Annotated in this window: 18 protein-coding genes; 7 read left to right on the forward strand and 11 right to left on the reverse strand. The window is 65.6% G+C overall.

What is annotated here, in order from left to right; all coding sequences use genetic code 11:
- Window positions 1-53: 53 nt before the first annotated feature.
- The 5 genes from ACTJI8_RS17360 to ACTJI8_RS17380 all read right to left on the reverse strand — a co-directional run bounded on the left by ACTJI8_RS17360 (window position 54) and on the right by ACTJI8_RS17380 (window position 4,065).
- Window positions 54-1,166: a fatty acid desaturase family protein gene (locus ACTJI8_RS17360; protein WP_440734674.1), complete on the reverse strand. Its 1,113-nt coding sequence runs from the start codon at window positions 1,164-1,166 to the stop codon at window positions 54-56.
- Window positions 1,167-1,335: 169 nt separating this feature from the next.
- Window positions 1,336-2,094: a patatin-like phospholipase family protein gene (locus tag ACTJI8_RS17365; RefSeq protein ID WP_440734675.1), complete on the reverse strand. Its 759-nt coding sequence runs from the start codon at window positions 2,092-2,094 to the stop codon at window positions 1,336-1,338.
- 169 nt (window positions 2,095-2,263) lie between these two features.
- Window positions 2,264-2,608, reverse strand: coding sequence for a VOC family protein (locus ACTJI8_RS17370; protein WP_440734676.1), 345 nt, complete (start codon window positions 2,606-2,608; stop codon window positions 2,264-2,266).
- Between the two features lie 96 nt (window positions 2,609-2,704).
- A complete protein-coding gene (locus ACTJI8_RS17375) occupies window positions 2,705-3,526 on the reverse strand; it encodes a MerR family transcriptional regulator (protein WP_440734677.1) in 822 nt (273 codons plus the stop codon).
- Window positions 3,527-3,936: 410 nt separating this feature from the next.
- Complete coding sequence (locus ACTJI8_RS17380; protein WP_440734678.1) at window positions 3,937-4,065, reverse strand: hypothetical protein; 129 nt, start codon at window positions 4,063-4,065, stop codon at window positions 3,937-3,939.
- Between the two features lie 79 nt (window positions 4,066-4,144).
- Here ACTJI8_RS17380 and ACTJI8_RS17385 point away from each other — a divergent pair, with 79 nt between their 5' ends.
- Entirely contained in the window at window positions 4,145-4,573 is a 429-nt protein-coding gene (locus ACTJI8_RS17385) for a hypothetical protein (RefSeq protein WP_440734679.1), read from the forward strand.
- A 9-nt stretch (window positions 4,574-4,582) separates the two neighbouring features.
- On the opposite strand, the gene ACTJI8_RS17390 is transcribed toward ACTJI8_RS17385, so the two are convergent.
- Complete coding sequence (locus ACTJI8_RS17390; protein ID WP_440734680.1) at window positions 4,583-5,641, reverse strand: LacI family DNA-binding transcriptional regulator; 1,059 nt, start codon at window positions 5,639-5,641, stop codon at window positions 4,583-4,585.
- A 216-nt stretch (window positions 5,642-5,857) separates the two neighbouring features.
- Here ACTJI8_RS17390 and ACTJI8_RS17395 point away from each other — a divergent pair, with 216 nt between their 5' ends.
- From ACTJI8_RS17395 to ACTJI8_RS17420, 6 genes are all read left to right on the forward strand, one after another.
- Window positions 5,858-7,921 (forward strand): beta-galactosidase, encoded by a 2,064-nt coding sequence (locus ACTJI8_RS17395; protein ID WP_440734681.1) that lies wholly within the window; start codon window positions 5,858-5,860, stop codon window positions 7,919-7,921.
- Window positions 7,921-8,853, forward strand: coding sequence for a carbohydrate ABC transporter permease (locus ACTJI8_RS17400; protein WP_440734682.1), 933 nt, complete (start codon window positions 7,921-7,923; stop codon window positions 8,851-8,853). Before ACTJI8_RS17395 ends, ACTJI8_RS17400 begins: the two co-directional genes overlap by 1 nt.
- On the forward strand, window positions 8,850-9,746 hold the full coding sequence (locus ACTJI8_RS17405) for a carbohydrate ABC transporter permease (RefSeq protein WP_440734683.1): 897 nt from the start codon (window positions 8,850-8,852) through the stop codon (window positions 9,744-9,746). The genes ACTJI8_RS17400 and ACTJI8_RS17405 overlap by 4 nt, the downstream gene beginning before the upstream one ends.
- Window positions 9,747-9,834: 88 nt before the next feature.
- Window positions 9,835-11,178, forward strand: a complete 1,344-nt coding sequence (locus tag ACTJI8_RS17410) for an ABC transporter substrate-binding protein (protein ID WP_440734684.1) — start codon at window positions 9,835-9,837, stop codon at window positions 11,176-11,178.
- A 93-nt stretch (window positions 11,179-11,271) separates the two neighbouring features.
- Window positions 11,272-13,980, forward strand: coding sequence for an Ig-like domain repeat protein (locus ACTJI8_RS17415; RefSeq protein WP_440734685.1), 2,709 nt, complete (start codon window positions 11,272-11,274; stop codon window positions 13,978-13,980).
- 47 nt (window positions 13,981-14,027) lie between these two features.
- Entirely contained in the window at window positions 14,028-16,082 is a 2,055-nt protein-coding gene (locus ACTJI8_RS17420) for a beta-galactosidase (protein WP_440734686.1), read from the forward strand.
- Window positions 16,083-16,215: 133 nt separating this feature from the next.
- Here the strand turns inward: ACTJI8_RS17420 and ACTJI8_RS17425 are convergent, their stop codons facing one another.
- From ACTJI8_RS17425 to ACTJI8_RS17445, 5 genes are all read right to left on the reverse strand, one after another.
- Window positions 16,216-16,758 carry a VOC family protein gene (locus ACTJI8_RS17425; protein ID WP_440734687.1) on the reverse strand — a complete coding sequence of 181 codons (543 nt, stop codon included), beginning with the start codon at window positions 16,756-16,758 and terminating at the stop codon, window positions 16,216-16,218.
- An 80-nt stretch (window positions 16,759-16,838) separates the two neighbouring features.
- Window positions 16,839-18,047: a D-arabinono-1,4-lactone oxidase gene (locus tag ACTJI8_RS17430; RefSeq protein WP_440734688.1), complete on the reverse strand. Its 1,209-nt coding sequence runs from the start codon at window positions 18,045-18,047 to the stop codon at window positions 16,839-16,841.
- A gap of 216 nt (window positions 18,048-18,263) precedes the next feature.
- Entirely contained in the window at window positions 18,264-21,047 is a 2,784-nt protein-coding gene (locus ACTJI8_RS17435; protein ID WP_440734689.1) for an FAD-binding and (Fe-S)-binding domain-containing protein, read from the reverse strand.
- Between the two features lie 226 nt (window positions 21,048-21,273).
- The gene (locus ACTJI8_RS17440) at window positions 21,274-22,257 is read right to left on the reverse strand and encodes a D-2-hydroxyacid dehydrogenase (RefSeq protein ID WP_440734690.1); all 984 of its coding nucleotides are present in this window, start codon (window positions 22,255-22,257) and stop codon (window positions 21,274-21,276) included.
- A gap of 56 nt (window positions 22,258-22,313) precedes the next feature.
- On the reverse strand, window positions 22,314-24,074 hold the full coding sequence (locus ACTJI8_RS17445; RefSeq protein ID WP_440734744.1) for an IlvD/Edd family dehydratase: 1,761 nt from the start codon (window positions 24,072-24,074) through the stop codon (window positions 22,314-22,316).
- Window positions 24,075-24,090: the final 16 nt, after the last annotated feature.

The raw sequence follows: 24,090 nt of genomic DNA on the forward strand, positions 1-24,090 counted from the left end.
ACATCGGGCGGCGGGTCACCCGCGGCGACCGACGGCGACGAGAGGGGCGCGGATCAGGCGCGCCGGTACTGCCCGACCATGGGGCAGTCGAACGGGTCGCGCGCGGCGAGACCGACACGGTTGAGGTAGTCGATGACGATCGCGTAGGAGCGGCCCAGCGACGTCTCGGTGTAGGGGATGTCGTGGGTGACGCAGAACTCGCGGACGATCTCGCTGGCCCGGGCCAGATGCATCCGGGACATGCTCGGGAACAGGTGGTGCTCGACCTGGTAGTTCAGCCCGCCCATGAGCCAGGTGGCCCACCATCCGCCGCGGATGTTGCGCGAGGTGTAAACCTGCTTCGAGAAGAAATCGAGACGCGCATCAGGGGCGATCACGGCCATGCCCTTGTGGTTCGGCGCGAAGGACGCTCCCATGTACACGCCGAAGACGGCGAGCATGACACCGACGAACGCGGCGGCCTTGCCGAGCGGCAGCAGCAGGAAGAGGGGTGTCAGCACGAGCGCGAAGCGAGCGGCGATCAGTCCCAGTTCCGTCCAGCGGCCCTTCACCGGCTCGCGACCCATGAGGTGCTTGATGCCGAGGTAGTGCAGGTTCAGCCCCTCGAGCGTCAGCAGGGGGAAGAACAGCCAGCCCTGCTTGCGCGTGATCCACCGCATCACGCCCCGCGCCTGTGCGGCGTCCTCCTCGAGGAACGAGATCGTGTCGACTTCGATGTCGGGATCCTTCCCGACGCGGTTCGGGTTCGCGTGGTGACGGCTGTGCTTGGAGTCCCACCACGAATAGCTGATGCCCACAACACCGGCGGCAAGGATGCGGGCGAGCCGGTCGTTCGCCGGTCCGGTGCTGAGGATCTGCCGATGCGCTGCCTCGTGGGCGAGGAAAGCCACCTGCGTGAAGAGGATTCCGAAGACCGCGGCCATCAGCAACTGGAACCAGCTGTCCCCCAGCAGCACGGATCCCGTGATCGCTGCACCGAATGCGAGCGCGAGGGCGGTGGCCACGAGAGTGTAGAACCTCGGAGTGCGCTGCATCAGCCCTGTCTCCCGCACCACTCGTGACACCTCGACGAACGCACGCGCCACGTGGGGGAAATCTTCCTGGCGGGCGTAGGTCTGGCGGACGGGCCCCAGACGCGAGGGGATCTCGGTGCGTACTGACGTCATCGATGAGCACTTTCCCTGAGTCCGGCCGAGGCCGGAACTGGAGCCAAAGGCGGGCGCCCCTCGCTGGTCCCACGCTACGCGGATCCATATGCGTGGATGGGCATGCGACGCCTGTGCATCCGCCCCGAAAGCTCTCGCCGCAGATTCCCGGGAAGCGGGCGAACTGCGCTCAGGCGATGGACATCAGGCGGCCATCGCGATGGGCGGCGTCCAGGGCCTCCTCGGCGGCCCGGCGTCCCTCGGCGACGAGCCGGGGGACGTCCTTCATCACCCATTGCGCCATGCGCTCCATCTCGGGCTGGATGAGGAGAACGGACGGGTCGGCGACGAGGTCCGCCGTGGCGGTGACGGTGCGCATCATGCGGACGTTCTCCCACTTGGCGTGCAGGCGCACCACGATCGTGCGCTCGGCACCGAGTGCACGGGTCACGGTGTCGGGGACGTTGTCGATCATCCCGCCGTCGGCGAGGAGCGCGCCGTCGCGGCGGACCGGCGGCAGCACTCCGGGGACGGCGACCGTCGCGCGGAGGGCTGTGCTGAGCGGGCCGCGGTCGAGGATCACGCCGCGCCGTGCACGCAGATCCGTCGCATAGGCGCCGAACCGGCGGGGCAGGTCTTCGATCAGGGGATCACGACCGAGGATCCGGTGGATCGCGCCCGTCACGGCATGGGTGTCGAGCAGCCCCCACCGCGGACGCAGCGACCAACGGGCGATCTCGCCCCAGCGGAAGCCGCGGACCGCGCGCTCGATCGCATCGGCGTCGAAGCCGGCCGCGTACGCCGCGCCGAGGAGGGCGCCGGCGCTCGTGCCCGCGACGATGCCGGGGCGGATGCCGCGTTCCGCGAGCACCTGCAGCACCCCGGCCTGGGCAGCCCCGTAGGCGCCGCCGCCGCTGAGGGTCAGACCGAGGGTCGGGTCGTCGGTCACCGGTTCTCCCCTCGTCTGCCGTCAGGAGACGGTATCAGCGGCCGCCTGCGCAACGGCTGATCCTCACCAGGACGAGAGCCAGACGTTCGTGTGAGTGCTCCGTCGTGGCCCGGCGCCGGCGCTGAGCGTGCCGATCAGGCACGCTCAGCGGCGGGGCCGCGCCGGTCCCTCAATCCGCCTTGCGCTGCCACACCCCGAATCGATTGCCCGCCGGGTCGCTGAGATGCGCGAAGAGGATCGTGCCGTTGTCCACGAGCGGCAGCACGACGCCCGCCCCTGCCGACTGGGCCGCCTCCAGAGTCGCGTGGATGTCGGCCACCTCGACATAGAACACGGCCCAGTGCCCGCCGCCCGCCTCCGTCGTGTCCCACAGCCCGCCCGCGTTCCCGTTCACGAACCCGTATCCCGCGGGGCTCGGCGAGCTGAACTCCCACCCGAAGACGCCGCCGTAGAACGCGCGTGCCGCCTCCGGATCCGGGGTTCCGATCTCGAAGTAGTTCACCAGATCCGTCATGTCCCTGCCCTTTCGTGTTTCGGCGTCCGATTCGTCCGCCACGATCGAGCCTCGGGCCTGCCACTGTGTGAGGGTCAACTGTCGACGCAGAGGACATCAGCCGAGCGGGACGTTGACCTCCGTGATCCACGCGTCGGGATTCGGCTCGGCCCCGGGGCCGACGACGTAGACGTTGAACATCGGTCCCGTCCGCTCAAGCCCTCGGTCCGCGACCCAAGCGCCGATGGCCTCCGTCGTGACCGCGATGGTGTCGAATCCGCCGCGATGCGTCGCCCACGCGACGCGCTGCGCGGGGAGCAGAACGACTTCGAAGCCCGTCGCCTTCGGCGCCTCTCCGGTGAACTCCCGCCAGATCGCCATCTCCACGTCTTCGTCGCGGAACTCCTCGTCGAAATAGGTGGCGCCGACGGTCTCGCCGAGCTCGGCGCTGTCCACACCGCCAGGAAGCGCGAGGATCCGTCGAAGGTCGGCCCAGAGCTCGCCTTCCGCGGGATAGTCGGCGACGGTACGCCGTGTCATCAGCACCCGGAGGGACGGGAAGTCCCGTTCCTGCACGGTGATCGGCCCACCACGACTGCCTGCCGCATCCACGAGCGACTCCGCGACGGCGCGCTGCCGTCTCAGCCGGAGGGCTTCCTCGTCGAGTCGCTGCAGATGTCGCTCGATGCGGACCGAGAGCGCTGCCGGATCATCGAAGAGCGGCAGCAGCTCGGAGATCTCAGCGATGCCGCACCCCGCGTCGCGCAGGCTCCGGATCCGTCCGGCCCTGCTCAGCTGCGACGGCGCGTAGCGGCGGTAGCCCGTGACCGGATCCACCTCGGCGGGCTCGAGCAGTCCGCGTTCGTCGTAATGGCGCAGCATTCTGATGCTCAGTCCGGCGTAGCGCGAGAAGTCCCCGATCGACAGCAACCCGCTCATCGCTCAACCCTGACACAACCGTCGTTCCCGACCCAGCACTCTGCGCGCACCTCAGCGGGATCAACGGCCGCCTGCGCAACGGCTGATCCTCACCGGTATGACAAGAGGCCCGGATCCGCGATGAACGCGGACCCGGGCCTTTACTCACGGCCTGCGACTCAGAAGTCCCAGTATTGGCCCGCTGGACCATCAAGCCTTAAATTCCGCGGGTCCTGCAGCACCACGCTCCGCTCGTGCCTCCCGCGTGCCACTTACCGCGACACCAATTAATTGGCCGGCCGCGGATGAAGAGGCACGGCGACAAGGATAGTCGACTGATCGGAGTTTCGGCTCTGATGGCTGAGCGGCGTAGGTCAGTGCTCGCTCCAGGGTCCGTCGCCGACACGGCATGATCGGCACTCGGTCATGGGTCAGTCCGCGGTGGCGGTGCGTTCGCGCATGTTCAGCTCGCCGGTCTTGATCCAGAAGGAGCTCAGAACTGCGACCCTCACACCGAGTATCCGGTGGCCCTCACCAAACACGATCGCGCCGTCGGCCACATCGGTGCCTTCTCATACGACTCCAGATCATCGAGGGTCGTGAGCAGTCGGCTCCAAGCGAGGACTCTTCGACGCGGCGGTGCAGAGCTACCTGGACGAGGTCATCCGACCTCGCCTGCAGCCGTTGAAGGCCGAGACTGTTGCGCCCGAGGCGATCGTCGACTATCTATTGGGTCTGCACGGCGCCTTCCACAACCTGAGCTCGATGCCCGCGTCGAACGGCTGCCTCCTCATCAACGCGGCCGGCGCCCCGATCGCCCGCGACCCGCAGGTCTCCCGGCTGATCGCGGATTACCGGACGGAGCTGCACGACGCGATCGCGCAGGGCATCCGCGCCCACCACAGCACCAGAAGCGCCGCAGGCGAACCGCAGCTCGCCGACGCGGTCACGAACCTCGTGGTCGCGGCATTCGCGCTCGCCCGCATCGATTCCGCCCAGGCCGCGCAGAGCATCGAAACGGCGGTCAGGCTCTTCACCGGTGGGGACGCGACCAGCTCCCACTCCTAATCGATCACTTCACTGCGATCCCGGCAAGGTGGTGAAAGGGTTGACCGATCCCGTCGAGTCACGGATAACGAGTGTGGGGGCAGGCAAGAAATTGGGGTGCTCCTCGCCCTGCCCGATCTCATTGAGAAGCGCAGTGAGTGCGTTCTTTCCTTGTTCCCGGAAGTCGAGCCGCACCGTCGTCAGCGCCGGAGTGAAGTACGGGGCTTCGGGGGTGTCGTCCATTCCGGTCACGCTGACGTCGCCCGGAACCTCCAGGCCGCGCTGGGCGAGCGCATGCATCGCGCCCAATGCCATCTGATCGTTGGCCGCGACGATTGCGGTGGGCATATCCCCTTCCGGGAGCGCCATCACGGCCTCGTATCCAGACCGTGCCGACCAGTCGCCGCGCGCTCTGCCCGAAGGCTCGAGGCCGTAGTGCCGTACCGCCGCATCGAACGCGTGTTGCCGGTTCCTGGCCGCCGAATAGGCCTCTGGTCCCGCGATATGAAGGAGACGTTCGTGGCCCAAGCCAACGAGATGAGCCACCAGTTGACCGATGCCTGGGCGATCGAACGACGCGTCGACCTGGAACTCCTCCTCCTCAGCAGCGATCAGCGCAGGCACCCCGAAATCCGTCTGCTCGAACACCGACTTCACGCTATCCGTCGAAGCGAAGGCGAGGATGCCGTCAAGGTCGTACTGCAGCAGCTGCTCGAGAGCCTCATTCAGTTCCCCAACGTCGCCCATGTCGAGTGTGACCACATCCAGCAGATAGCCGGCTTCACGCGCAGCGGAGGTCGCTCCTTGGATGATAAGACCAGGCCCGTATTGGTTCACCTCGTGAGTCAGCGCTCCGATCCGGTGCGACCGGCCTGTGATGAGAGCACGAGCACTGAGGTTCGGGCGGTAGCTCAGCGTCTCCAGGGCTTTTTCGATTTTTGCTTTGGTCGATGCGCGCATGTCCAGGCCGCGCATGTATCGACTCACCGACTGATGCGAAACGCCCGCCGCGCGTGCGACGTCGTAGATCGTGGCACTCTTCCGAATCGGCTTGGCAGTGCGCCGGCCTGCGTCCAGGTCGCCAGGCATCCGTCTCCTTCTGGGAAACGCCTCGTAGCGCCCCCGCGTGGTCTCTGAATCGGCAAGCTACAAGCGCTTCCACTCCACGGTTGCGCCCACGACATTTATCGGTAACAATGTACCGCATCCCGCTAACTGTTATCGGGAACAGTTTCACTCGATACAACGGAGTTTCGCGCAATGCCCCCAGCAACCCCCGCACTCCCCCCGGAGATCCTGTTCGGTGTGGCCTACTACGCCGAGTACCACCAGTCGGACCGGCTGACGACGGATCTGGACCTGATGGTGGACGCAGGAATCAATGTCATCCGCGTCGGCGAGTCCGTGTGGTCGTCATGGGAGCCAAGCGACGGACGGTTCGAACTCGACTGGATGGCGCGGATTCTCGACGAAGCTCATGCTCGACGCATCCGCGTGATCCTGGGCACGCCGACGTATGCCGTACCTCCGTGGTTGCAGACGGCGTACCCGGAGATCGCTGGCGAAAGGAAGACCGGAGAACGCATCGCCTGGGGCGCTCGCCAGGAAGTGGACTACTCGCACCCGGCGTTCCGGTTTCACGCGGAGCGCGTGATTCGCCGCATCATCGATCGCTACGCGTCCCATCCTGCGGTGATCGGCTACCAGGTCGACAACGAGCCGGGCCTTGAGCTGCTCCACAATCACGGCGTCTTCGCCGGGTTCGTCCGATCGCTTCGTGAGCAGTACGGCGACGTAGAGACCCTGAACCGCGAATGGGGACTGACCTACTGGTCCCACCGAATCGATGACTGGAGTGAACTCTGGCGACCGGACGGGAATACGTTCCCCCAATACGACTTGGCGTGGCGTCGCTACCAGGCTGCAGTCACTGCCGACTTCATCACCTGGCAGGCCGAGATCGTGCGCGAGTACGCCCGCGACGACCAGTTCGTCACCACGTGTCTGCAATACCCTCGCCGCGGCGTCGACGACCGCACAGTATTCGAAACCCTCGATGTGACTTCGGGCAATCCGTACTACGGCATGCAAGACCGCCTGGACACTTCTCTGGAGCTGGATCAACTCAACTACTGGACCACGACCGGTGTCGCAGGACTGTTCCGCCAGGCTGATCGCCTGTACTCCTCGAAGCAGGCGCGATACCTCGTCACCGAGACGAATGCGCAAGCCATCGATGGCTCCGCATCCAACTTCCCGCCGTATCCCGGGCAGCTTCGGCAGGCGGCCTTCGCGTTCGTCTCCCGCGGTGCCGCGCTGCTGGAGTACTGGCACTGGCACAGTCTCCCCTACGGAGCGGAGACTTACTGGGGCGGGGTGCTCCCGCACAGCCTGATTCCCGGACGCGTCTATGACGAGGTCAGCGGAATCGGAGCCCAGCTGAAAGCCATCGGCGGAGCCTTCGACGGGTACACACCCGATGCCGACGTCGCAGTGCTGTGGTCGAACTCGAGTCGGTACGCCTTGCAGTTCATGCCCCCGTTGGAAAAGAACAACGAGCCAGACGACGAGTCGTATGAGCGCATCGTGGACGCCTTCCATCGCGGCATCGTGGACGCCGGCCGGCAGGCTCGAATTCTGCACGTCGAACAAGCTCGCGCGCTTGGCGGCAGCCGCCTCGCGGCGCAGTTCCCGGTACTTGTCGCCGCCGGCCTCTACATCACGACCGATGAAGACCTCGCCATGATGCGCGATTATGCTGCGGCCGGTGGGCACTTGATCCTGGGTCCGCGCACCGCGTACGCAGACGACGAGGCGCGGGCCCGCGTCGAAGTCGCCCCTGCAGGGCTCGCCGAGGCCGCAGGCGTGCGGTACGAGGAGTTCTCGAACCTGGAGTCGCCACTCGCGATCCAGCCTGAGAGGAACTCCGTGATTCCGGTCAATGCGAAGGGGACCCTCTGGGCGGACGGCCTGGTCCCGGCCGGTGCCCGGTCGCGCGCGGCATACGTTCACCCCCGGTTCCAGGACTTCTCATCAGTGACGACCAACGCTCACGGGCTGGGACAGATCACCACGATCGGAACCGTACCCGACCCGGCGTTCGCGGCATCGATCTGTGATCTGGCAGTGGAAACGGACCGTCCCACGCCTTTCGGCCGCGTGGGCCTGCCCCTCACCGTCACGTCGGGAACCACCGGTGCGGCACGCTTCTGGTTCATCTTCAACTGGGGATGGGCGCCGCAACGGATCACGGTGGCAACTCCCGTCACTGACGCGGTGGCGGGGATAGACATTCCTGCAGAAACGGATGTGGAACTCGGCGCATGGGATGTGCGCGTGTTCCGCACGGAACAAGGGGAAGTGCACTGATGGCCATGATCAAGGACCGCACGCGTGCGACGCAGACCGCGACGCCTGGGGGCAGACGCCGCCCGGCACGGCGGGACTGGCGCGGCTGGCAGTTCACCGGGCCTTTCGCCGTCGTGTTCGCGTTCGTGTTCATTGCGCCACTGTTCTACGCCCTCTACCTCAGTGTGTTCCAGAACAAACTGATCGGCGGCAACAGCTTTGTCGGCCTCGACAACTACATCCATGCGCTGAGCGATCCGCAGTTTTGGGACGGCTTCCTGCGGGTGCTCCTCTTCCTGCTTGTCCAGGTCCCCATCATGCTGATCCTCGCGCTCGTCGCAGCGCTCGCGATCGACAGCGCGCGGCTGTACGCGACCGGCCTGTTCCGGATGATCATCTTCCTCCCGTATGCCGTGCCTGCCGTGGTCGCCGTGCTGTTGTGGGGCTTCATGTACGGCAACAACTTCGGGCTGACAGCAAACATCAACGACCTGCTCGGATCCGACGTGCTGAAGCCCCTCTCAGGACAGTGGATCCTCGTCTCGATCGGCAACATCGTCACCTGGGAGTTCATCGGCTACAACATGCTGATCTTCTACTCCGCGCTCAAGACGATCCCCGCCGAGCTCTACGAAGCCGCCGAGATCGACGGTGCACGCGGCTTCCAGGTGATCCGCGCGATCAAACTTCCCGCCGCACGCGGCGCGATCGTCATCGCCACGATCTTCTCGATCATCGGAAGCTTTCAACTCTTCAACGAGCCCAACGTGCTCAAACCGCTGGCGAACAACGCCATCTCGTCGTACTTCACCCCGAACATGTACGCCTTCAACTTGTCCTTCGCCGGGCAGCAGTTCAACTACGCCGCGACCGTCGCGATCGTGATGGGCGTGATCACCGCGGTGATCGCCTACGTCGTCCAGCTTCGCGGCACCCGGAAGGAAGACCGATGACCGCCCTCCGCACCATTCGACCGCAGGCCCGACGTCGATACACCTTCGACCGGCCTCGCAAGTCCGTGGTCCTGACCATCGTCATGATCTTGTTCCTGCTCTACGCGATCGTGCCCCTGGCCTGGCTCGTCATCAATGCCAGCAAGACCCAGTCGGACCTCTTCAGCACTTTCGGTTTGGGCCTCGGCCACCGCTTCGCGCTGTGGGACAACATCGTGCAGACGTTCACCTACAAGGACGGCATCTTCGTCCGGTGGCTTGGCAACACCCTCCTCTATGTCATCGTCGGAGCCGGCGGAGCAACCCTGCTGGCGACGCTCGCAGGCTACGGATTGGCCAAGTTCACGTTTCCCGGGAAGCGCGCGTACTTCGCCGTCGTGCTGGGCGCGGTGGCGGTGCCGGGGACGGCGCTGGCAGTTCCGACCTTCCTGCTCTTCAGTCAGATGGGATTGACGAACACGCCATGGGCGATCATCATCCCGTCGCTGATCACCCCATTTGGCCTGTACCTGATCTGGGTGTACACGATCGATTCGGTGCCGACCGAGCTACTCGAGGCCGCACGCCTGGACGGGGCGAGCGAGATGCGGACGTTCTTCACCATCTCCCTCAAGCTGCTCACTCCCGGCGTCGTCACGGTGGCCCTGTTCTCGATCGTCGCGACCTGGAACAACTACTTCCTGCCGTTGATCATGCTGAGCGACCCGAAGTGGTACCCGCTGACGGTCGGCCTCAACCAATGGAGCGCGCAGGCCAGCGGCGTCGCGGCCCAGCCGATCTACAACCTGGTGATCACCGGTTCACTGATCACGATCATGCCGATCGTCGTGATCTTCCTGTTCTTGCAGCGCTTCTGGCAGTCCGGCCTGAGCGCTGGAAGCGTCAAGCAATGACCCGAGAAACCTTGTCTGACGTCGTTCCATCATCTCGATTCCCCAGGGTCACCCGCGCCCTCAGCACAATGAAGTGAAAGGACATCACATGTTCAACCTCCGCAAGGACGCTCGGCGTCGCGGACTCACAGCACTCGCCGTCACTGCGGTCGCAACGGTCGCTCTGACCGCCTGCGGTGGAACCGCAGGCGCGAGCGGCAGCGGTTCCGCCTCCGATTTGGATGCGGCTCTGAAGAAGGGCGGCGAGCTCACCTACTGGACCTGGACTCCGTCTGGGCAGGATCAGGCCGACGCGTTCATGAAGGAATACCCCGGAGTGAAGGTGAAGGTCGTCAACGTGGGAACGGGTGGCGACGAGTACACCAAGCTTCAGAATGCCATCAAGGCCGGAAGCGGTGCACCTGATGTCGCGCAGATCGAGTACTACGCGCTGCAGCAGTACGCACTCTCGGACTCGCTCCTCGATCTGACCAAGTACGGCCTCGACGGGCTGAAGGACAAGTACACCGCCTCCACTTGGGGCGCCGTCAACATCAACAATGGCCTTTACGGTCTCCCGCAGGACTCGGGTCCGATGGTGCTCCTGTACAACAAGACGATCTTCGACCAGTACGGGCTGACCGTGCCGAAGACGTGGGACGAGTACATCGCCGACGCTGACAAGCTGCACCAGGCCGACCCGTCGAAGTTCATCACCAACGACGCTGGCGACCCCGGCTTCGCCAACCCCCTGATCTGGCAGGCAGGCGGGCGTCCGTACAAGACAGACGGCACCAAGGTCACCATCGATCTCCAGGACAAGGGAACCAAGAAGTGGGCGGACACCTGGAACAAGCTCCTGGAGCCGGGGCTGCTGTCCGATATCCCGACGTGGAGCGACGATTGGTACAAGGCCCTCGGTAACGGGACGATCTCCACGATCATCACCGGAGCCTGGATGCCGGGCATCCTCGAAGGATCCGTGCCTGACGGCAAGGGCGCCTGGCGGGTAGCTCCGCTGCCCAGTTACGACGGCAGCCCCACGACCGCCGAGAACGGCGGCAGTGCGCAGTCGGTGCTCAAGCAGAGCAAGAATCCGGCGCTCGCGGCGGCGTTCCTGCGCTGGCTGAACAGCTCGGACTCCAGCATCGACGTGTTCCTGAAGAGCGGCGGATTTCCATCCACGAACGCCCAGCTCAACGCCGACTCGTTCCTCAATGAGGCTCCGGAGTACTTCGGTGGCCAGCAGATCAACAAGGTGCTTGTCGACGCGTCCAAGAATGTGTCGACCGGATGGCAGTACCTGCCTTTCCAGGTCTACGCGAACAGCGTCTTCGCCGACACCGTCGGCAAGTCGTACGCCGGCAAAAGCGATCTCAACGTCGGCCTGAAGGCCTGGCAGGACAACATCGTCGGTTACGGAAACAGCCAGGGATTCACCGTCAACAAGTAGACAACCCGAGTGCCGGCCCGCTGACGACGGGCCGGCACTCCCCAGCGGCTCCCCTGCCGCAGACTTCGCTCGACCATCCCCAAAGGAGGGGCAATGAAGAGAAACAGACTTGCGGCAGTATTGAGTGCCGCGTTGGTGACGTCGGCACTCGCCGTCATGCCCGTCATCAACGCGCAGGCGTACAGCCCGACGGGCGGGGTGCTGTACGACCTCGGCAACGCACAGTGCTTGAAAGGCCTCGGCAACTGTGCGGTGTACCCCAAATCGACTCAGCTGCCTGATGGCCGCCTCGTGGCCGCCTTCGAGAAGTCGACCGTCGTGCCTTCCTCGGGGAGCGCCGACGGCCAGACACTCCCCATCTTCAAGAGCGACGACTACGGCACAAGCTGGCAGCCGTTGTCCGAGGTGAAAGCACCCGCATACCTCTCCAGCGATCCGGCATACGCGAAGTACACCAGCAACTGGACCAGCCCCTATCTGTACACCCTCCCGGAGGACGTGGGAGCGTTGAAGAAGGGCACGTTGCTTCTCGCGAGCCTTGTATCCGGAGACGACTACTACTACAAGGAGCAGAAGGCGGCGAACCCGAACTGGGTGCCGAACAACGACGGCGATCGCAGCGACCTCGCGCTCGCGCTCTACTCCAGCACCGACAACGGCAACACCTGGCAGGTGGTGAACATCATCACCACGGGTGGTTGGCAGGGTGGCAGCGCGGGCGCGATCGGCAAGAACATCGCGCCGGAGAACACCTATCACCAGGTCGACCCAGTGTGGGAACCCTACCTCCTCGCGTACAACGGCAAGCTCGTGGCTTACTACTCTGACGAGAACGACTACGTCGGAATCGATGGAAATGGTCAGCCGATCCTCGACCCGCAGAACGATACGTCTACCGATTCACACGGGCAGATCCTCGCGCACCGAACCTGGGACGGCACCACTACGTCGTGGAGCTCGCCGGTCGTAGACGTCTCCGGGCTCACGCAGAGCATGGGCGGCGGGAAGACCGAGATCGGTGGCGGTCGGCCCGGCATGACGAACGTCGTGCCGACCACCGACGGCAAGTGGATGCTCACCTACGAGTACTGGGGTGGCGGCAGTAACGTCCGTTACAAGTTCGCCTCCGACCCGCTCTCATTCGGGCGGGACAACGATCCGGCCGGTTCCGCGATCACCGGCCTGCCGTTCACGGCCGGATCAAAAGCGCTGGCAACCGGCGGAAGCCCAGTGATCATCGGCCTCCCCGACGGACGAATTGCCTACAACGCCAGCAGCAGCGGCGACATCTGGGTCAACGGCAGCGGCAGGAGCGATGGCACGTGGACCGAGTATCAGACGACCGTCGGCGCCGGCTATAGCCGCCCCCTTCAATACGTCGCAGGAACCGGGCGGATCTCGATCCTTCAGGGTACCTGGGGCGGTGCCACGAGCTCATCGATCATCCGCTACGGCGAGGTCGACCTCGGTCATTCGGACGGCGCCTACTACCGGATCGTCAATCGCAAGACCGGACAGGTGATCGGAACCACGAACAACACGACCGACGCCAACATCGGCAACCGCGACATCCCGGATGTTCGATTGGAGGATGCAGGCTCTGCACAGAACACCGACACCCAGCTGTGGCACATCACGACCAAGAACGACGGCAACGTGATGCTGCTCAACAAGTCCGGCGGTCGAGCCGCGTCGATCTGGACGGGAAATGCGACGCAGGGTCAACGCATCGGTCAGTGGGTCGATAACGTGCCGAACGGACTGTTCAAACTGTTCACCAAGTCGAACGGAGTCGTGTACTTCCAGAGCGTTCAGAACCCTTCTCTCTACCTCACCGGCTCCGGCGCGGGCGCGAGTCTGACGCTCCAGCCGTCAGACGGCGGAGCCGGCGCCCAGGACTGGACGCTCGTACAGCAGTCACCGGCGGCGAACGACCTGACCCCGGCCACTCGAGCGGCCGACCTGGTCGGTGCGAACCCGGTGGGCGCAGGCGGAGCCCTGCCGCTGAATGCGAGCGCGGCCAACCCGTCAGGGAAGGCGTTGCACGCCAACGTGACCGGCCACGCCTACCTGTTCACCGGATCCGGCGCGGCGACCGACCTCGGCTCTGTTGCGTTCGGGGGTGACCAGACAGGTACGGTGGCTCTCCCTGCGGACCTCGCTCCGAATGTCGAATACTCCGTGGCGGTCGCGTTCGATGCCTCCCCGCTGATGTGGGGCACTGGAAACTCCGGTAAGGCGGTGTCGACGGTGAGCGCGTCGGCCGCGACCGCCAGCTGGGGCACGGCCGCCAAGGTGACGGTCTCCGTCTCTTCACAGCTGCCTGTCACAGGTCACGTCGAGTTGACCGAGGGTACGACCGACCGCGGCACTGCGGCATTGGAGAACGGCGAAGCCACATTCACCCTGCCGCCCGGGCTCGCCGGAGGCGACCACACGTTGACGGCTGCGTACTCCGGCAGCGATACCGTCGCCGCTGCGAGCACGTCCGTGACCGTCACCGTCTCCCTCCCGACGGCGTGGAACAAGTCGAGCACCTACCGGGCCGGGGACGTGGTCAGCTTCAGCGACCAGGTCTACAAGGCGGGCTGGTACTCGAAAGGCGAACAACCGAGCTCGGGCAGCACCGGCGCCTGGCAGCAGCTCGCGCTGACCGAGAGCGGCGCGACCGTGTGGACGCCGAGTCGCGTGTTCGTCGCGGGAGACCGCGCCGAGTATGACGGCGTGATGTATGTCGCGAAGTGGTACAGCCGCAATAAGGCACCCGGTACCGCCGACAGCCCTTGGTCTGTGGTGGGTTAGGCCAACGACGCGCCCGCTCCACATGTCCATCGATACGAAGGAACTCCATGTCTGACAACCGCAATGCGGTGCGCTGGGTCGCACCACAGTCCGGTTCGCCCCGTCGCCTGCTGTTCGGCGCCGACTACAACCCTGACCAGTGGGATCGCGATGTCTGGCTCGAGGATGTACGGCTGATGCGGCAGGCACACGTCAGCATCGTCTCGGTCGGCATATTCTCGTGGTCCCAACTGCAGCCTTCCGAGGATGAGTGGAACTTCGGCTGGTTGGACGATGTGCTCGACCTTCTCCATGAGAACGGGATCTCGGTGGATCTGGCTACAGCCACGGCGTCGCCACCGCCGTGGCTGACCACCAGACACCCCGAGATCCTTCCCGTGAACGAACGGGGAGAGGTCCTCTCCCCGGGTGGCCGTCAACACTGGCGTCCGACGTCCCCGGTCTTCCGCGAATACGCGCTCGCGCTCGTAACAGCGCTCGCGCAGCGCTACGGCTCGCATCCCGCCGTCGTGGCTTGGCATGTCAGCAATGAAATCGGCTGCCACAACGCCTGGGATCACTCCACTGACGCCACAGCCTCGTTCCGACGTTGGCTGCGCGAACGCTATGGCGATATCGGTGCCCTGAATCACGCCTGGGGCACGGCGTTCTGGTCGCAGCGATACACCAGCTTCGATGAGATCCTCACACCGCGGTTGGCCGCCGCGGATCCCAACCCCACTCAGCAGCTCGACTTCAAACGGTTCTCCTCAGACGCGCTGCATCAACATCTGCAGGCGGAAGCGGCGGTCCTTCGGCAGTGGAGCCCCGAGATCCCCGTGACCACGAACTTCATGGTTATGACGGATATCAAGGCGATGAACTACGCCGATTGGGCCCCGCACGTCGACTTCGTCTCGAACGATCACTACCTCGTCGCCGATCCCTCCGCGCGTGACGAGCTCACGTTCTCCGCCAACTTGACGAGCGGCTTGGCGGGCGGCTCTCCCTGGTTCCTGATGGAGCACTCCACCAGTGCGGTGAACTGGCAACCCGTCAACTTGGCGAAACCGCGCGGCGCTCTAGCGGCGGACGCGCTGTCCCACGTCGCCCATGGTGCCGATGCGGTGTGCTATTTCCAATGGCGGCAGTCGCGCGCCGGAGCGGAGAAATTCCACTCGGCGATGCTCCCCCACGCAGGCGAGGACACGGATCTCTTCCGAGCCGTGACACAGCTGGGCGAGACGCTTGCAGATCTGAGCAGCGTTGCCGGCAGCCGCCGGAAGCCTGCAAAGATCGCCATCCTTTTCGACTGGCAGTCGTGGTGGGCCAGCGAACAGGACTCCCATCACACCACTCGATTCGACTACAGAGACGAAGTACTGCGCTGGTACAGTGCCGTGCTGGATGCCGGCCACCGGGTCGATGTGCTCCCCGCAGAAAGCTCCTTCGACGGGTATCGGATCCTCCTCACGCCCGCACTTCATGTCCTGCCTCAGAGCCTCGCGCAGCGACTGATCGCGTTCGCCGAGAAGGGAGGCCACCTTCTCGTCACCTTCAACACAGGAATGGTGGACGAGAACGACCATGTCTGGCTCGGCGGCTACCCCGGCCTACTCCGCGATGTTCTGGGGATTCGCGTGCAAGAGATCCATCCGTTGCTCGCGGGGCAGCGCATCCGCTTGAGCGACGGCGCCTACGCGACGCTATGGACTGAGCGCATGGACATCACCGGGACTTCGGTGGAAACACTGGCCAGATACAACGACGGCGCGTTGATGGGACATCCGGCTGTGACACGACGAGTCTCTGGCGCCGGCACGGCGACCTACGTCTCCGCAGACCTCGACGAACAAGGTCGGAGCCGTCTCATCGAACGTCTTACGACCGATACCGGCGTAGACAGCGAGCTCCCCCGAGAGTTGCGAGGCGAGGTCGAACTGGCCGTGCGTACCGACGGTGTCAGCGAAACGGCCTTCTTGATCAACCGATCCTCACGAGCGGTGGACGTGAGCGCCTATGCGCGCCCGCACACCGTCGTCGGCGCCACCACGAACGGACAACCCACGATCCTTCCCTCGCCCGGAGTGGCCGTCGCGTCGATCACGCCTCAGGCAAACTGACCGGCCCCGCTGTGGACCCGCATGCCGCGAACTCCCACCTCGACAAACGAGCCGTTCTGGGCGTGGCGCGTTCCCGCGGACGGGCGCAGCCACACCGCCCGCAGCGGACACGTGCCGTTCGGGGAGGTCGTCGCTAAGCTCGACCTATCCACGGCGGCGGGACCATCCGGCGCGACGTCGTCTGCTCGTACGGCAGGCCCGGATCCCATCGGATGAGCTCGATCGTCTGACCCCACGAGGTGAGGAAGTAGCACCACTCAGCGCCGCCGATCGGACCGCCTTCCTCGGTCTCGGTCGCGTTCATGAAATGCACGTCGCCCCGCGCACGAAGTCGCTGCTCGAATCCGTGGATGTCATCGACGAAGAAGGCAATGTGGTTGCCTCCCGGATCCGCCGGGCGAGGCGCCCGGTTGGGCTCCTCGCGCGTCCGGTCCTTGTACTCCAGGAGCTCGATGTTGGTCGTGTCCCCCTGCCGCAGGACGGCCAGGCGCAGGGTCAAGGACTCGGGCTCGGTCTCCCCGGGCCACACCCATCCCGTGTTCTCATAAGGCCCGGCCGTGAACACCAGTTCGCAGTCGAAGGCGTCGACGAAGAATGCGATGGCTTCTTCGAGGTCGGGCACTGACAGGCCGACGTGGTCGAATGCGACTCGCGCACTACGAACAGCTTCAGACAATTTCGTTCTCCTTGCTCAGTCCGCAGAGCGGAAGGTCTTTCGTTTGGCTCGCCCGAGGGAGGGATCTCGAGAGCCTGCGTCTACTCGAAGATGGCTCGCAGCGGACCATTCAGGAATGTTCCGCTCGGGTCCAGCTGCCGCCGAAGCGCAATGAAGTCATCCCACTTCGGGTAGAAGTTGCGGTACGTCTCACGGTCATGGAGGTACGGCTGCTTGCCCCAGTGCGGGCGACCGCCGTAGCGGGCCATGACCGCGTCGATCTCGCGGAAGAATGGAAGGTTGTCCTGCCCGAGAGGACGGCAGACGTCGATCGCGACCGAGTCACGGCCATTCGCGGGCGAGAGCCAGGTGTCGTCTTTTGCGACGGTGCGCGCCTCGAGGGGAAACTCGCTGGGGTAGCGCTCCATGACCTCGAGGCACTCCCCGATCGTGTCGAGGATCGTGTCGTAGGGGGCGAACGGCTCGATCTCCTCCCACGGCTCGGTGAACACGTCGGGGTAGATCCGATAGGGGCGATCCAGACGGGCAGACGGCGTTGCGTCGTCCTCGGCGTCCGCATCCACCTGGTCGTAGATGCGCACGAGGGTCGGCTTCTTCATGTTGCTCGGGATGGGCGGCAGCTCCTCCGACGAGTCGTACATGGGTCCGTGCACGAAGCTGAAATGCCGGTGGGAGTGAGTCGCCTCTTCCCAACGCGCCAGCACCTCCTCGAAGGGCCAGAAGTCGAGCGTCTCCTTCAGCTTGAAGGCAGGCTCGAGCTCCAGATCCAGGCTGACGATGACGCCGAATGTCCCCATTGAAGCCCGCAGGGCCGGGAGCCTGGGGTCGTCGGGCCCGATCGTAATCAGCTCTCCCGAAGCCGTGATCAGCTCCGCACCGATGATGCTCCCCGACATGGTCTTGAGCTCAAGGCCAGAACCGTGTGTGGAGGTGCTCGTCGCACCCGCGATCGTCTGCGCGTCGATCGCGCCCTGGTTGCGCAAAGTGAGCCCGGCGTTCCACAGCGGCTCCCCCAAGGCGGCGATCGTGCTGCCGGCGAGCACCCGCGCCTGAGCGGCCTCCTTGTCGACAGACACGACACCCGAGAGAGCAGAGACATCGAGCACGATGCCATCGGTCGGAACAAGCGGGGCGAACGAGTGACCGCTTCCGACGGGTCGAACCGAGATCCCCCGCTTGGTCGCGTCGGCGACCACTTCGCTGACGTGCTCGACTGACACGGCTTTGACGATCGTCTCTGGGCGGCAGGTCTCCGTGCCGGCCCAGTTCGTCCACGTCGGATTGCTCATGTGTCCTCAACTCCTGTTCTGCGACAAGGCACGACGCGAGGTCCACCTTGTTCCTGGCCACGTGAATGCTGCGCACCATCGGATGCCGCGCCACTTCGTCAGCGGTCGTCGAACTCCGACCGACAACGGTCGGAGTTCTGGCCTTTGCGCCATTTCAGCAGGTCATGACACCCCGCCGCTGTCCCAAAGCGGGACGCCGCGAGACGGTGCCGGCCATCACTCGCGCACTGCGCCCTCTCGCGAGGGGTCCATGAGCATCGCAAGGTGAGAGCTCGCCCTCTCAGGATTGAGCTGGCCGACCTGCATCGCACAGCTGAAGCCGTCGGTGAGAATCGGCGTCGAGTCGGATGCCGCGTCCATCGCCGGCCGTAGCGAGTGCTCGGCGACCCTCATCGACGTCTCGAAGTGCTCGGCCTCGAACCCGAAATTTCCCGCGACACCACAACACGATGACGACTCGATCACGTCCGTGACGCCCCAACCGTGCAAAGCGTTGCGCTGCGCGTCCGCTCCGAAGACGGCGTGCTCGTGACAGTGCGTCTGCAGCACCGCTTGGCTCGGAGCGGGCACCGTCGGCGTCCACCCTCGTGCCAGGGCCTCGGCGATCGCCACGGAGAAGGATCGGACACGCGCCGCAACACGCTGCGCCGCCGGCCCGCCCACTAGTTTCGGGCCCTCGTCTCGGATCGCCGCCGCGCAACTGGGCTCCAGGACGACAATCGGCCTCTCGGTTCCATCGTCGAATCGCTCGATGAGTCTTGCAAGCCTCCGGCGAGCGCCGGACCGCTGCCCGGTCGAGATCCACGTGAGTCCGCAGCAGGCGTCGGGAGTACAGCCCACCTGCTCGCCCGCGTCGCCCAGCACTCTTGCCGCCGCCGGAACCACCTCGGGCCGAAACGCCTTGGTGAAGCTGTCCGCGAAGATCAGGATGCTCCCGTCATCCGCGAACTTTGCTTCGCGGATGCGCCGTCGGATCTGCCTCGCCGAGACGAACGAGGGAAGGCGGCGGCGGGCGCTCACCCCGAGCATGTCTCCGATGCGACGCGCGAGAGTGCTGCGGGCTCCGAGGTTCGCGAGTGGGGCGATCCGCGTCAGACCGGGAAGCCAGCGGGGGAGCCAACCGATCGAGTAGTGCGTGAACGGACGGACGTGTCCGCGGTAGTGCTCGTCGATGAGCTCCGACTTCGCCTCTGCGATATCCACGCCTGTCGGGCAGTCGGTGGAGCACGCCTTGCAAGACAGGCAGAGATCGAGGGCTTCGCGGACTTCCGGGTCTGCCCATGCCCCGGAGCTGCTCCCGTGGTTGCGCACGAACTCCTGCAAGACGCGAGCCCGTCCGCGCGTCGAGTCCTTCTCGTCCTTCGTCGCGCGATAGCTCGGGCACATGACACCGCCGGAGGAGGCCCGGCAGCGACCCACACCGATGCAGGCGTGGGTGTTGCCCACGAACGGACTGCTCGCCGCGAGTAACCCGAGCGTCCCGGAACGCACCCCCGCGTGCACGGGGTCGGGCAACGGAACCCCCTCGAGGGCGAGCGACTGTGCGAATGGCTCTGGCGTGACGATGATGCCGGGGTTCAGCACCCCGCGCGGATCCCACGCCTCCTTGAACTCGCCGAAGGCTCGGATCAGTTGCGGCGAATACATCAAGGACAGCAGCTCGCTGCGGGCTCGGCCGTCGCCATGCTCGCCGGACAGCGAGCCGCCGTGGGCAACGACGAGGGCGGCGGCAGCGCGGGTGAACGCTTCGAAGTTGCGCAGGCCTTCGGGCGTGCGCAGGTCGTAGTCGAGTCGCATGTGCACGCACCCGGCGCCGAAGTGGCCGTACAGGAACGCGGTGTAGCCGTGCTTGCGCACGAGCGGGAGCAGCTCGGCGAGGTAACCGGCGAGCCGCTCCGGTGCGACTGCGGAGTCCTCCCACCCCGGCCAGGTCTGAATGCCATCGATCCGGCGGGAGGAGAGCCCGGCGCCATCCTCTCGGACGCGCCACAGCTTCGCCCGCTGTGCGGCATCCACGATGATCCGTCCGTCCACAAGGCGACCGTGTCGCCGCAGGCTCTCGATGACATCAGCGCACTGCTTCCGCGCTTGTTCGAGGTCATCTGCCGCGAACTCGACCAGGAGGTAGGCGTCCCCCTCCGGCAGCAGATCGACACTGGCCTCACCGCGCCGGTGCCGCATGATCTCGACGATCGACGAATCAAGCCCCTCGATCGCCGTGGGATTCGATTCGAGGAGGGCGGTAACGTCCCTTGCGGAATCGATGGTGTCGCGGTAGCCCAGGCAGAGCAGAGCCGTCGCCTGGGGCCGGCGCACGAGACGGACCCGCGCGGCGACCACGATTGCGCAGGTACCCTCACTGCCGGCGAGGGCGCACGCGATGTCGAATCCGTGCTCTGGGAGGAGCCCGCCGAGGTGGTAGCCCGAGACCTGGCGCGGGATCGTCTCCAACTCCGTGCGGATCACCGCGAGATGAGTCTGCATCAGCGCGCCCAGGTCGGTGTTCAGCGCGAGCGCCCGGGCGGCCGACACGGGATCGTCGGCATCCACGGCCTGAATGCCGTCCGGGCCGGTGCGCAGATACGCTCCGTCCGCGGTCACCACTTCCAGCTCCTCGACGTGGTGCGTCATGCGACCGTAGGCGACGGAGTGGTTGCCGCACGCGTCATTGCCGACGGAGCCGCCGACTGTGGCGCGCGAGATCGAGGACGGATCGGGCGCGAAAGTCAGCGCGCCATGCGAGCGCATTTCGACCTCTGCCCGCAGCTCGCCCAGAATAACCCCGGCATCCACCATGGCGGTGCGCGCGTCGAGGTCGATGTCGCGGATTGTGTTCAGGTACCGCGACACGTCGATGACCAGGCCCGCACCGACGGCGTTGCCCGCCATCGAGGTGCCCCCGCCTCGCGTGATGACGGGGACACCGGTGTCTGCGCATCGCCGCATGATCTCGCGGATCTGTTCGATATCGCGCGGGAACGCCACCGCGACGGGTCGCACGCGGTAATTGGATGCATCGTACGAGTACTCCGACCGACGCCTTGGCGAGTCGTCGACCTCAACCGCGCGTTCGCGAAGGTCATCGATGAGTCGGCGAAGGGGCACCACATCGTGAACGACTGTCGACATCGGGGAATCCTCTTTCGTGTCCGATGGGGCTTTCATCGGTGCTGCTTCGAATGCCACTCCATGCGGCGCGGGCACCAGTGGGAGGCCCGCACCGTCCTCATGGGGCGTCCGGAGTGAGCGCCGGCGCGGTGACGCCGAGCCTGGCGACATCCACGACATCGCGGAGTGGTTCGCCCGCCTTCCAGCGCCGCAGGTTCTCGGCGAAGCACTCCACGACTCGCCCGCGCCAACCGACCAGATCGCCGGAAGCGTGCGGGGACACCAGAATGTTGTCCTTGCTCCACAGCGGGTTGTCCTGCGGTAGCGGTTCCTGCTCGAACACGTCGAGAGCAGCACCGCTCAGGTGCCCGGAGTCGATCGCGCTGAGCAGATCCGCCTCGACGACGACCGCGCCGCGGCCGACGTTGATCAACCGTGAGCCGACGCGCATCTGCGCGATGCGGGCCGCATTGAACAGTCCCCGAGTGTCATCCGTCAACGGCAGCGTGAGCACGACATCGTCGACCCTCCCCAGCAGGCTGTCGAGGTCACCGATCGACTCGATCCGCCCCAGCTGGTCGTCGTCGCGCGCGCTCCGGCCGACGATACTCACGTCCATGCCGGCGGCACGGAGCAGCAGCGCCGTCTCGCGCCCGACCGGCCCGGGGCCCACGACCAGAACGCGTCGTCCGAGCACCGGCTGCGTTTCGCGGTGAAGCCAGACGCGGTCCTGCTGAAGCTCGATCGTGCGACGGAGGTCCTTCGTGAACATGACGATGACGCCCAGGATCCATTCCGCAATGGGCCGCTCGCACACGCCGCGGGAGTTGGTCACGACGATGTCACCGTGCACGATCTCCTCGGTCTGCAGGGCGTCCACCCCGATGCTGGACGTGTGGATCCACCGCAGCTCCCCCGGGCCGACTTCCCGCAGGAGGTTGCTGCGGAAATCGTTGAGGAAGAGGATCTGCGCCCCCGGGTGCGCGGCGCGAAGCTCGTCCGCCGTGCGGACGACCACCAATTCGGCCTCTGTTGACAGAGCTTCGATCGGCGGGACCGGGCGCCCCTGCGGCACGATCACAATGGCTTTGGGCCGAGACATGGCATTCCCTTCTTCGCGAGCCCCCAGCGGAGCCGGCTTGTCGTTGAGCGGCAAGGTCACCAGCCCCCCTGCCAACCACTCGTCAGGCCGTACGGGAGGCGCTGCGGATCCTCGTCCGGAAGCTTCTGTAGGAAGTCGAAGTCACACCCTTCATCGGCCTGGAGGACGTGATCAAGGAACAGCCGCCCGTAGCCCCGCCGGTACTTGGGTGCCGGCAGCACCGATTCCGCAAGGCGACGCGCGATCTCCTCCGCCGGCACTTCCAGATCGAGCACCTGATTCTCGACATCCAGCACGATGATGTCGCCGTCCCGCACGGCGGCCAATGGCCCGCCGACGGCCGACTCGGGAGACACGTGCAGGATGGTGGTCCCGAACGCAGTGCCGCTCATGCGCGCATCGGAGATGCGGACGATGTCGCGAATGCCACGCTGGAGCAACCGCTCCGGGATCGGGAGCATCCCCCACTCAGGCATCCCCGGCGCCCCCTTCGGACCGCTGTTGCGCAGTACGAGGACCGAGTTCTCATCGATCTCGAGTTCCGGGTCGTCGATCCGGCGCCCGAGGTCGTAGATGTCCTCGAAGACGATGGCGGGGCCGCGGTGGCTCAGCAGCTCGGGCGAGGCGGCGCTGCGCTTGATGACGGCACCGCGGGGAGCAAGGCTACCGCGCACGACCGCGATGCCGCCGGACGCATCGAACGGCGCGTCGAGGGTAGTGATCACGTCCCCGTCGGGGCTCGGCGCAGCCTCGTACCCGTCCGCGATCGTGCGCCCGCTGACGGTGATCGCGTCCCCGTGGAGCAGCGGCGCGAGCTCCTTGAGCACAGCAGGGATGCCGCCTGCGTGGAACAGCTGCTGTACCAGGTGCTCGCCCGAGGGGCGCACGTTGACAATTCGCGGCGTGCGCTGCGAGATCTCGTGGAACCGGTCCAGCTGCAACTCGTACCCGACGCGGCGTGCCAAGGCAAGAAGATGGACGACCGCGTTGGTAGAGCCTCCGACGGCCATGAGCAGCGTGATCGCATTGTCGAAAGCCTGCTCGGTGAGCACCTCGCTCGGCTTCGGGCCCTGCGACAGCGCCATCTCGACTGCCCGGCGGCCGGTCTCTTCGGCCGCTGCGGCACGCCGCGCGTGGACCGCGGGGATCGACGCGGTGCCGGGAAGGCACATGCCGAGTGCCTCCGCGAGGGACGTCATCGTCGAAGCGGTCCCCATCTCGCTGCAGTGCCCCGCCGTGGGCTTGGCGCTGGCCTCGAGCTCGTTGAAGTCATCCTGCGTGATCTTGCCGGCGCGAAGCTCGTCCGCGTACTTCCAGGTGTCCGTTCCGACGCCCAGCTGACGACCACGGAAGAAGGCCGGCTCCTGCGGACCGCCGGTCAGCATGATCGTCGGGATGTCGGCGCTGGCCGCGCCCATGAGCTGCGCGGGCACCGTCTTGTCGCACCCGCCCAGAAGCACGATCGCGTCAAGCGGGTAGGCCCGGATCGACTCCTCGACATCCATCGCCATCAGGTTGCGGAACTGCATCGCGGACGGCTTCATGAGGCTCTCGCCGAGGGAGATCGTCGGGAACTCGAGTGGCAGGCCTCCGGCCATCAGGACACCGCGCTTGACCGCTTCGGCAAGGAGCTTGAAGTGGATGTTGCAGTTAACGAGTTCGGACCACGAGTTGGCGATGCCGATGACCGGGCGATCCTTTATCGCGAAGTTCGAGAAGCCCTCCGCCTGAATGGCCGTCCGGTGGATGAACCCGGTCAGGTCGTGAGGACCGAACCAGTGAGCGCTGCGCAGGTCGCTGTTGTTGACGTCGGCCATGACCTCGGTACTCCTT

Origin of the sequence: Microbacterium sp. 22303 (assembly GCF_052045265.1) — a bacterium.
In the GTDB taxonomy this organism is placed as follows: Bacteria; Actinomycetota; Actinomycetes; order Actinomycetales; family Microbacteriaceae; genus Microbacterium.

Coding starts and splice junctions, on each gene's coding strand:
- ACTJI8_RS17360 (WP_440734674.1), bottom strand. CDS start 1,166: ATGACGTCAGTACGCACCGAGATCCCCTCGCGTCTGGGGCCCGTCCGC.
- ACTJI8_RS17370 (WP_440734676.1), bottom strand. CDS start 2,608: ATGACGGATCTGGTGAACTACTTCGAGATCGGAACCCCGGATCCGGAG.
- ACTJI8_RS17375 (WP_440734677.1), bottom strand. CDS start 3,526: ATGAGCGGGTTGCTGTCGATCGGGGACTTCTCGCGCTACGCCGGACTG.
- ACTJI8_RS17390 (WP_440734680.1), bottom strand. CDS start 5,641: ATGCCTGGCGACCTGGACGCAGGCCGGCGCACTGCCAAGCCGATTCGG.
- ACTJI8_RS17400 (WP_440734682.1), top strand. CDS start 7,921: ATGGCCATGATCAAGGACCGCACGCGTGCGACGCAGACCGCGACGCCT.
- ACTJI8_RS17405 (WP_440734683.1), top strand. CDS start 8,850: ATGACCGCCCTCCGCACCATTCGACCGCAGGCCCGACGTCGATACACC.
- ACTJI8_RS17410 (WP_440734684.1), top strand. CDS start 9,835: ATGTTCAACCTCCGCAAGGACGCTCGGCGTCGCGGACTCACAGCACTC.
- ACTJI8_RS17415 (WP_440734685.1), top strand. CDS start 11,272: ATGAAGAGAAACAGACTTGCGGCAGTATTGAGTGCCGCGTTGGTGACG.
- ACTJI8_RS17420 (WP_440734686.1), top strand. CDS start 14,028: ATGTCTGACAACCGCAATGCGGTGCGCTGGGTCGCACCACAGTCCGGT.
- ACTJI8_RS17430 (WP_440734688.1), bottom strand. CDS start 18,047: ATGAGCAATCCGACGTGGACGAACTGGGCCGGCACGGAGACCTGCCGC.
- ACTJI8_RS17440 (WP_440734690.1), bottom strand. CDS start 22,257: ATGTCTCGGCCCAAAGCCATTGTGATCGTGCCGCAGGGGCGCCCGGTC.
- ACTJI8_RS17445 (WP_440734744.1), bottom strand. CDS start 24,074: ATGGCCGACGTCAACAACAGCGACCTGCGCAGCGCTCACTGGTTCGGT.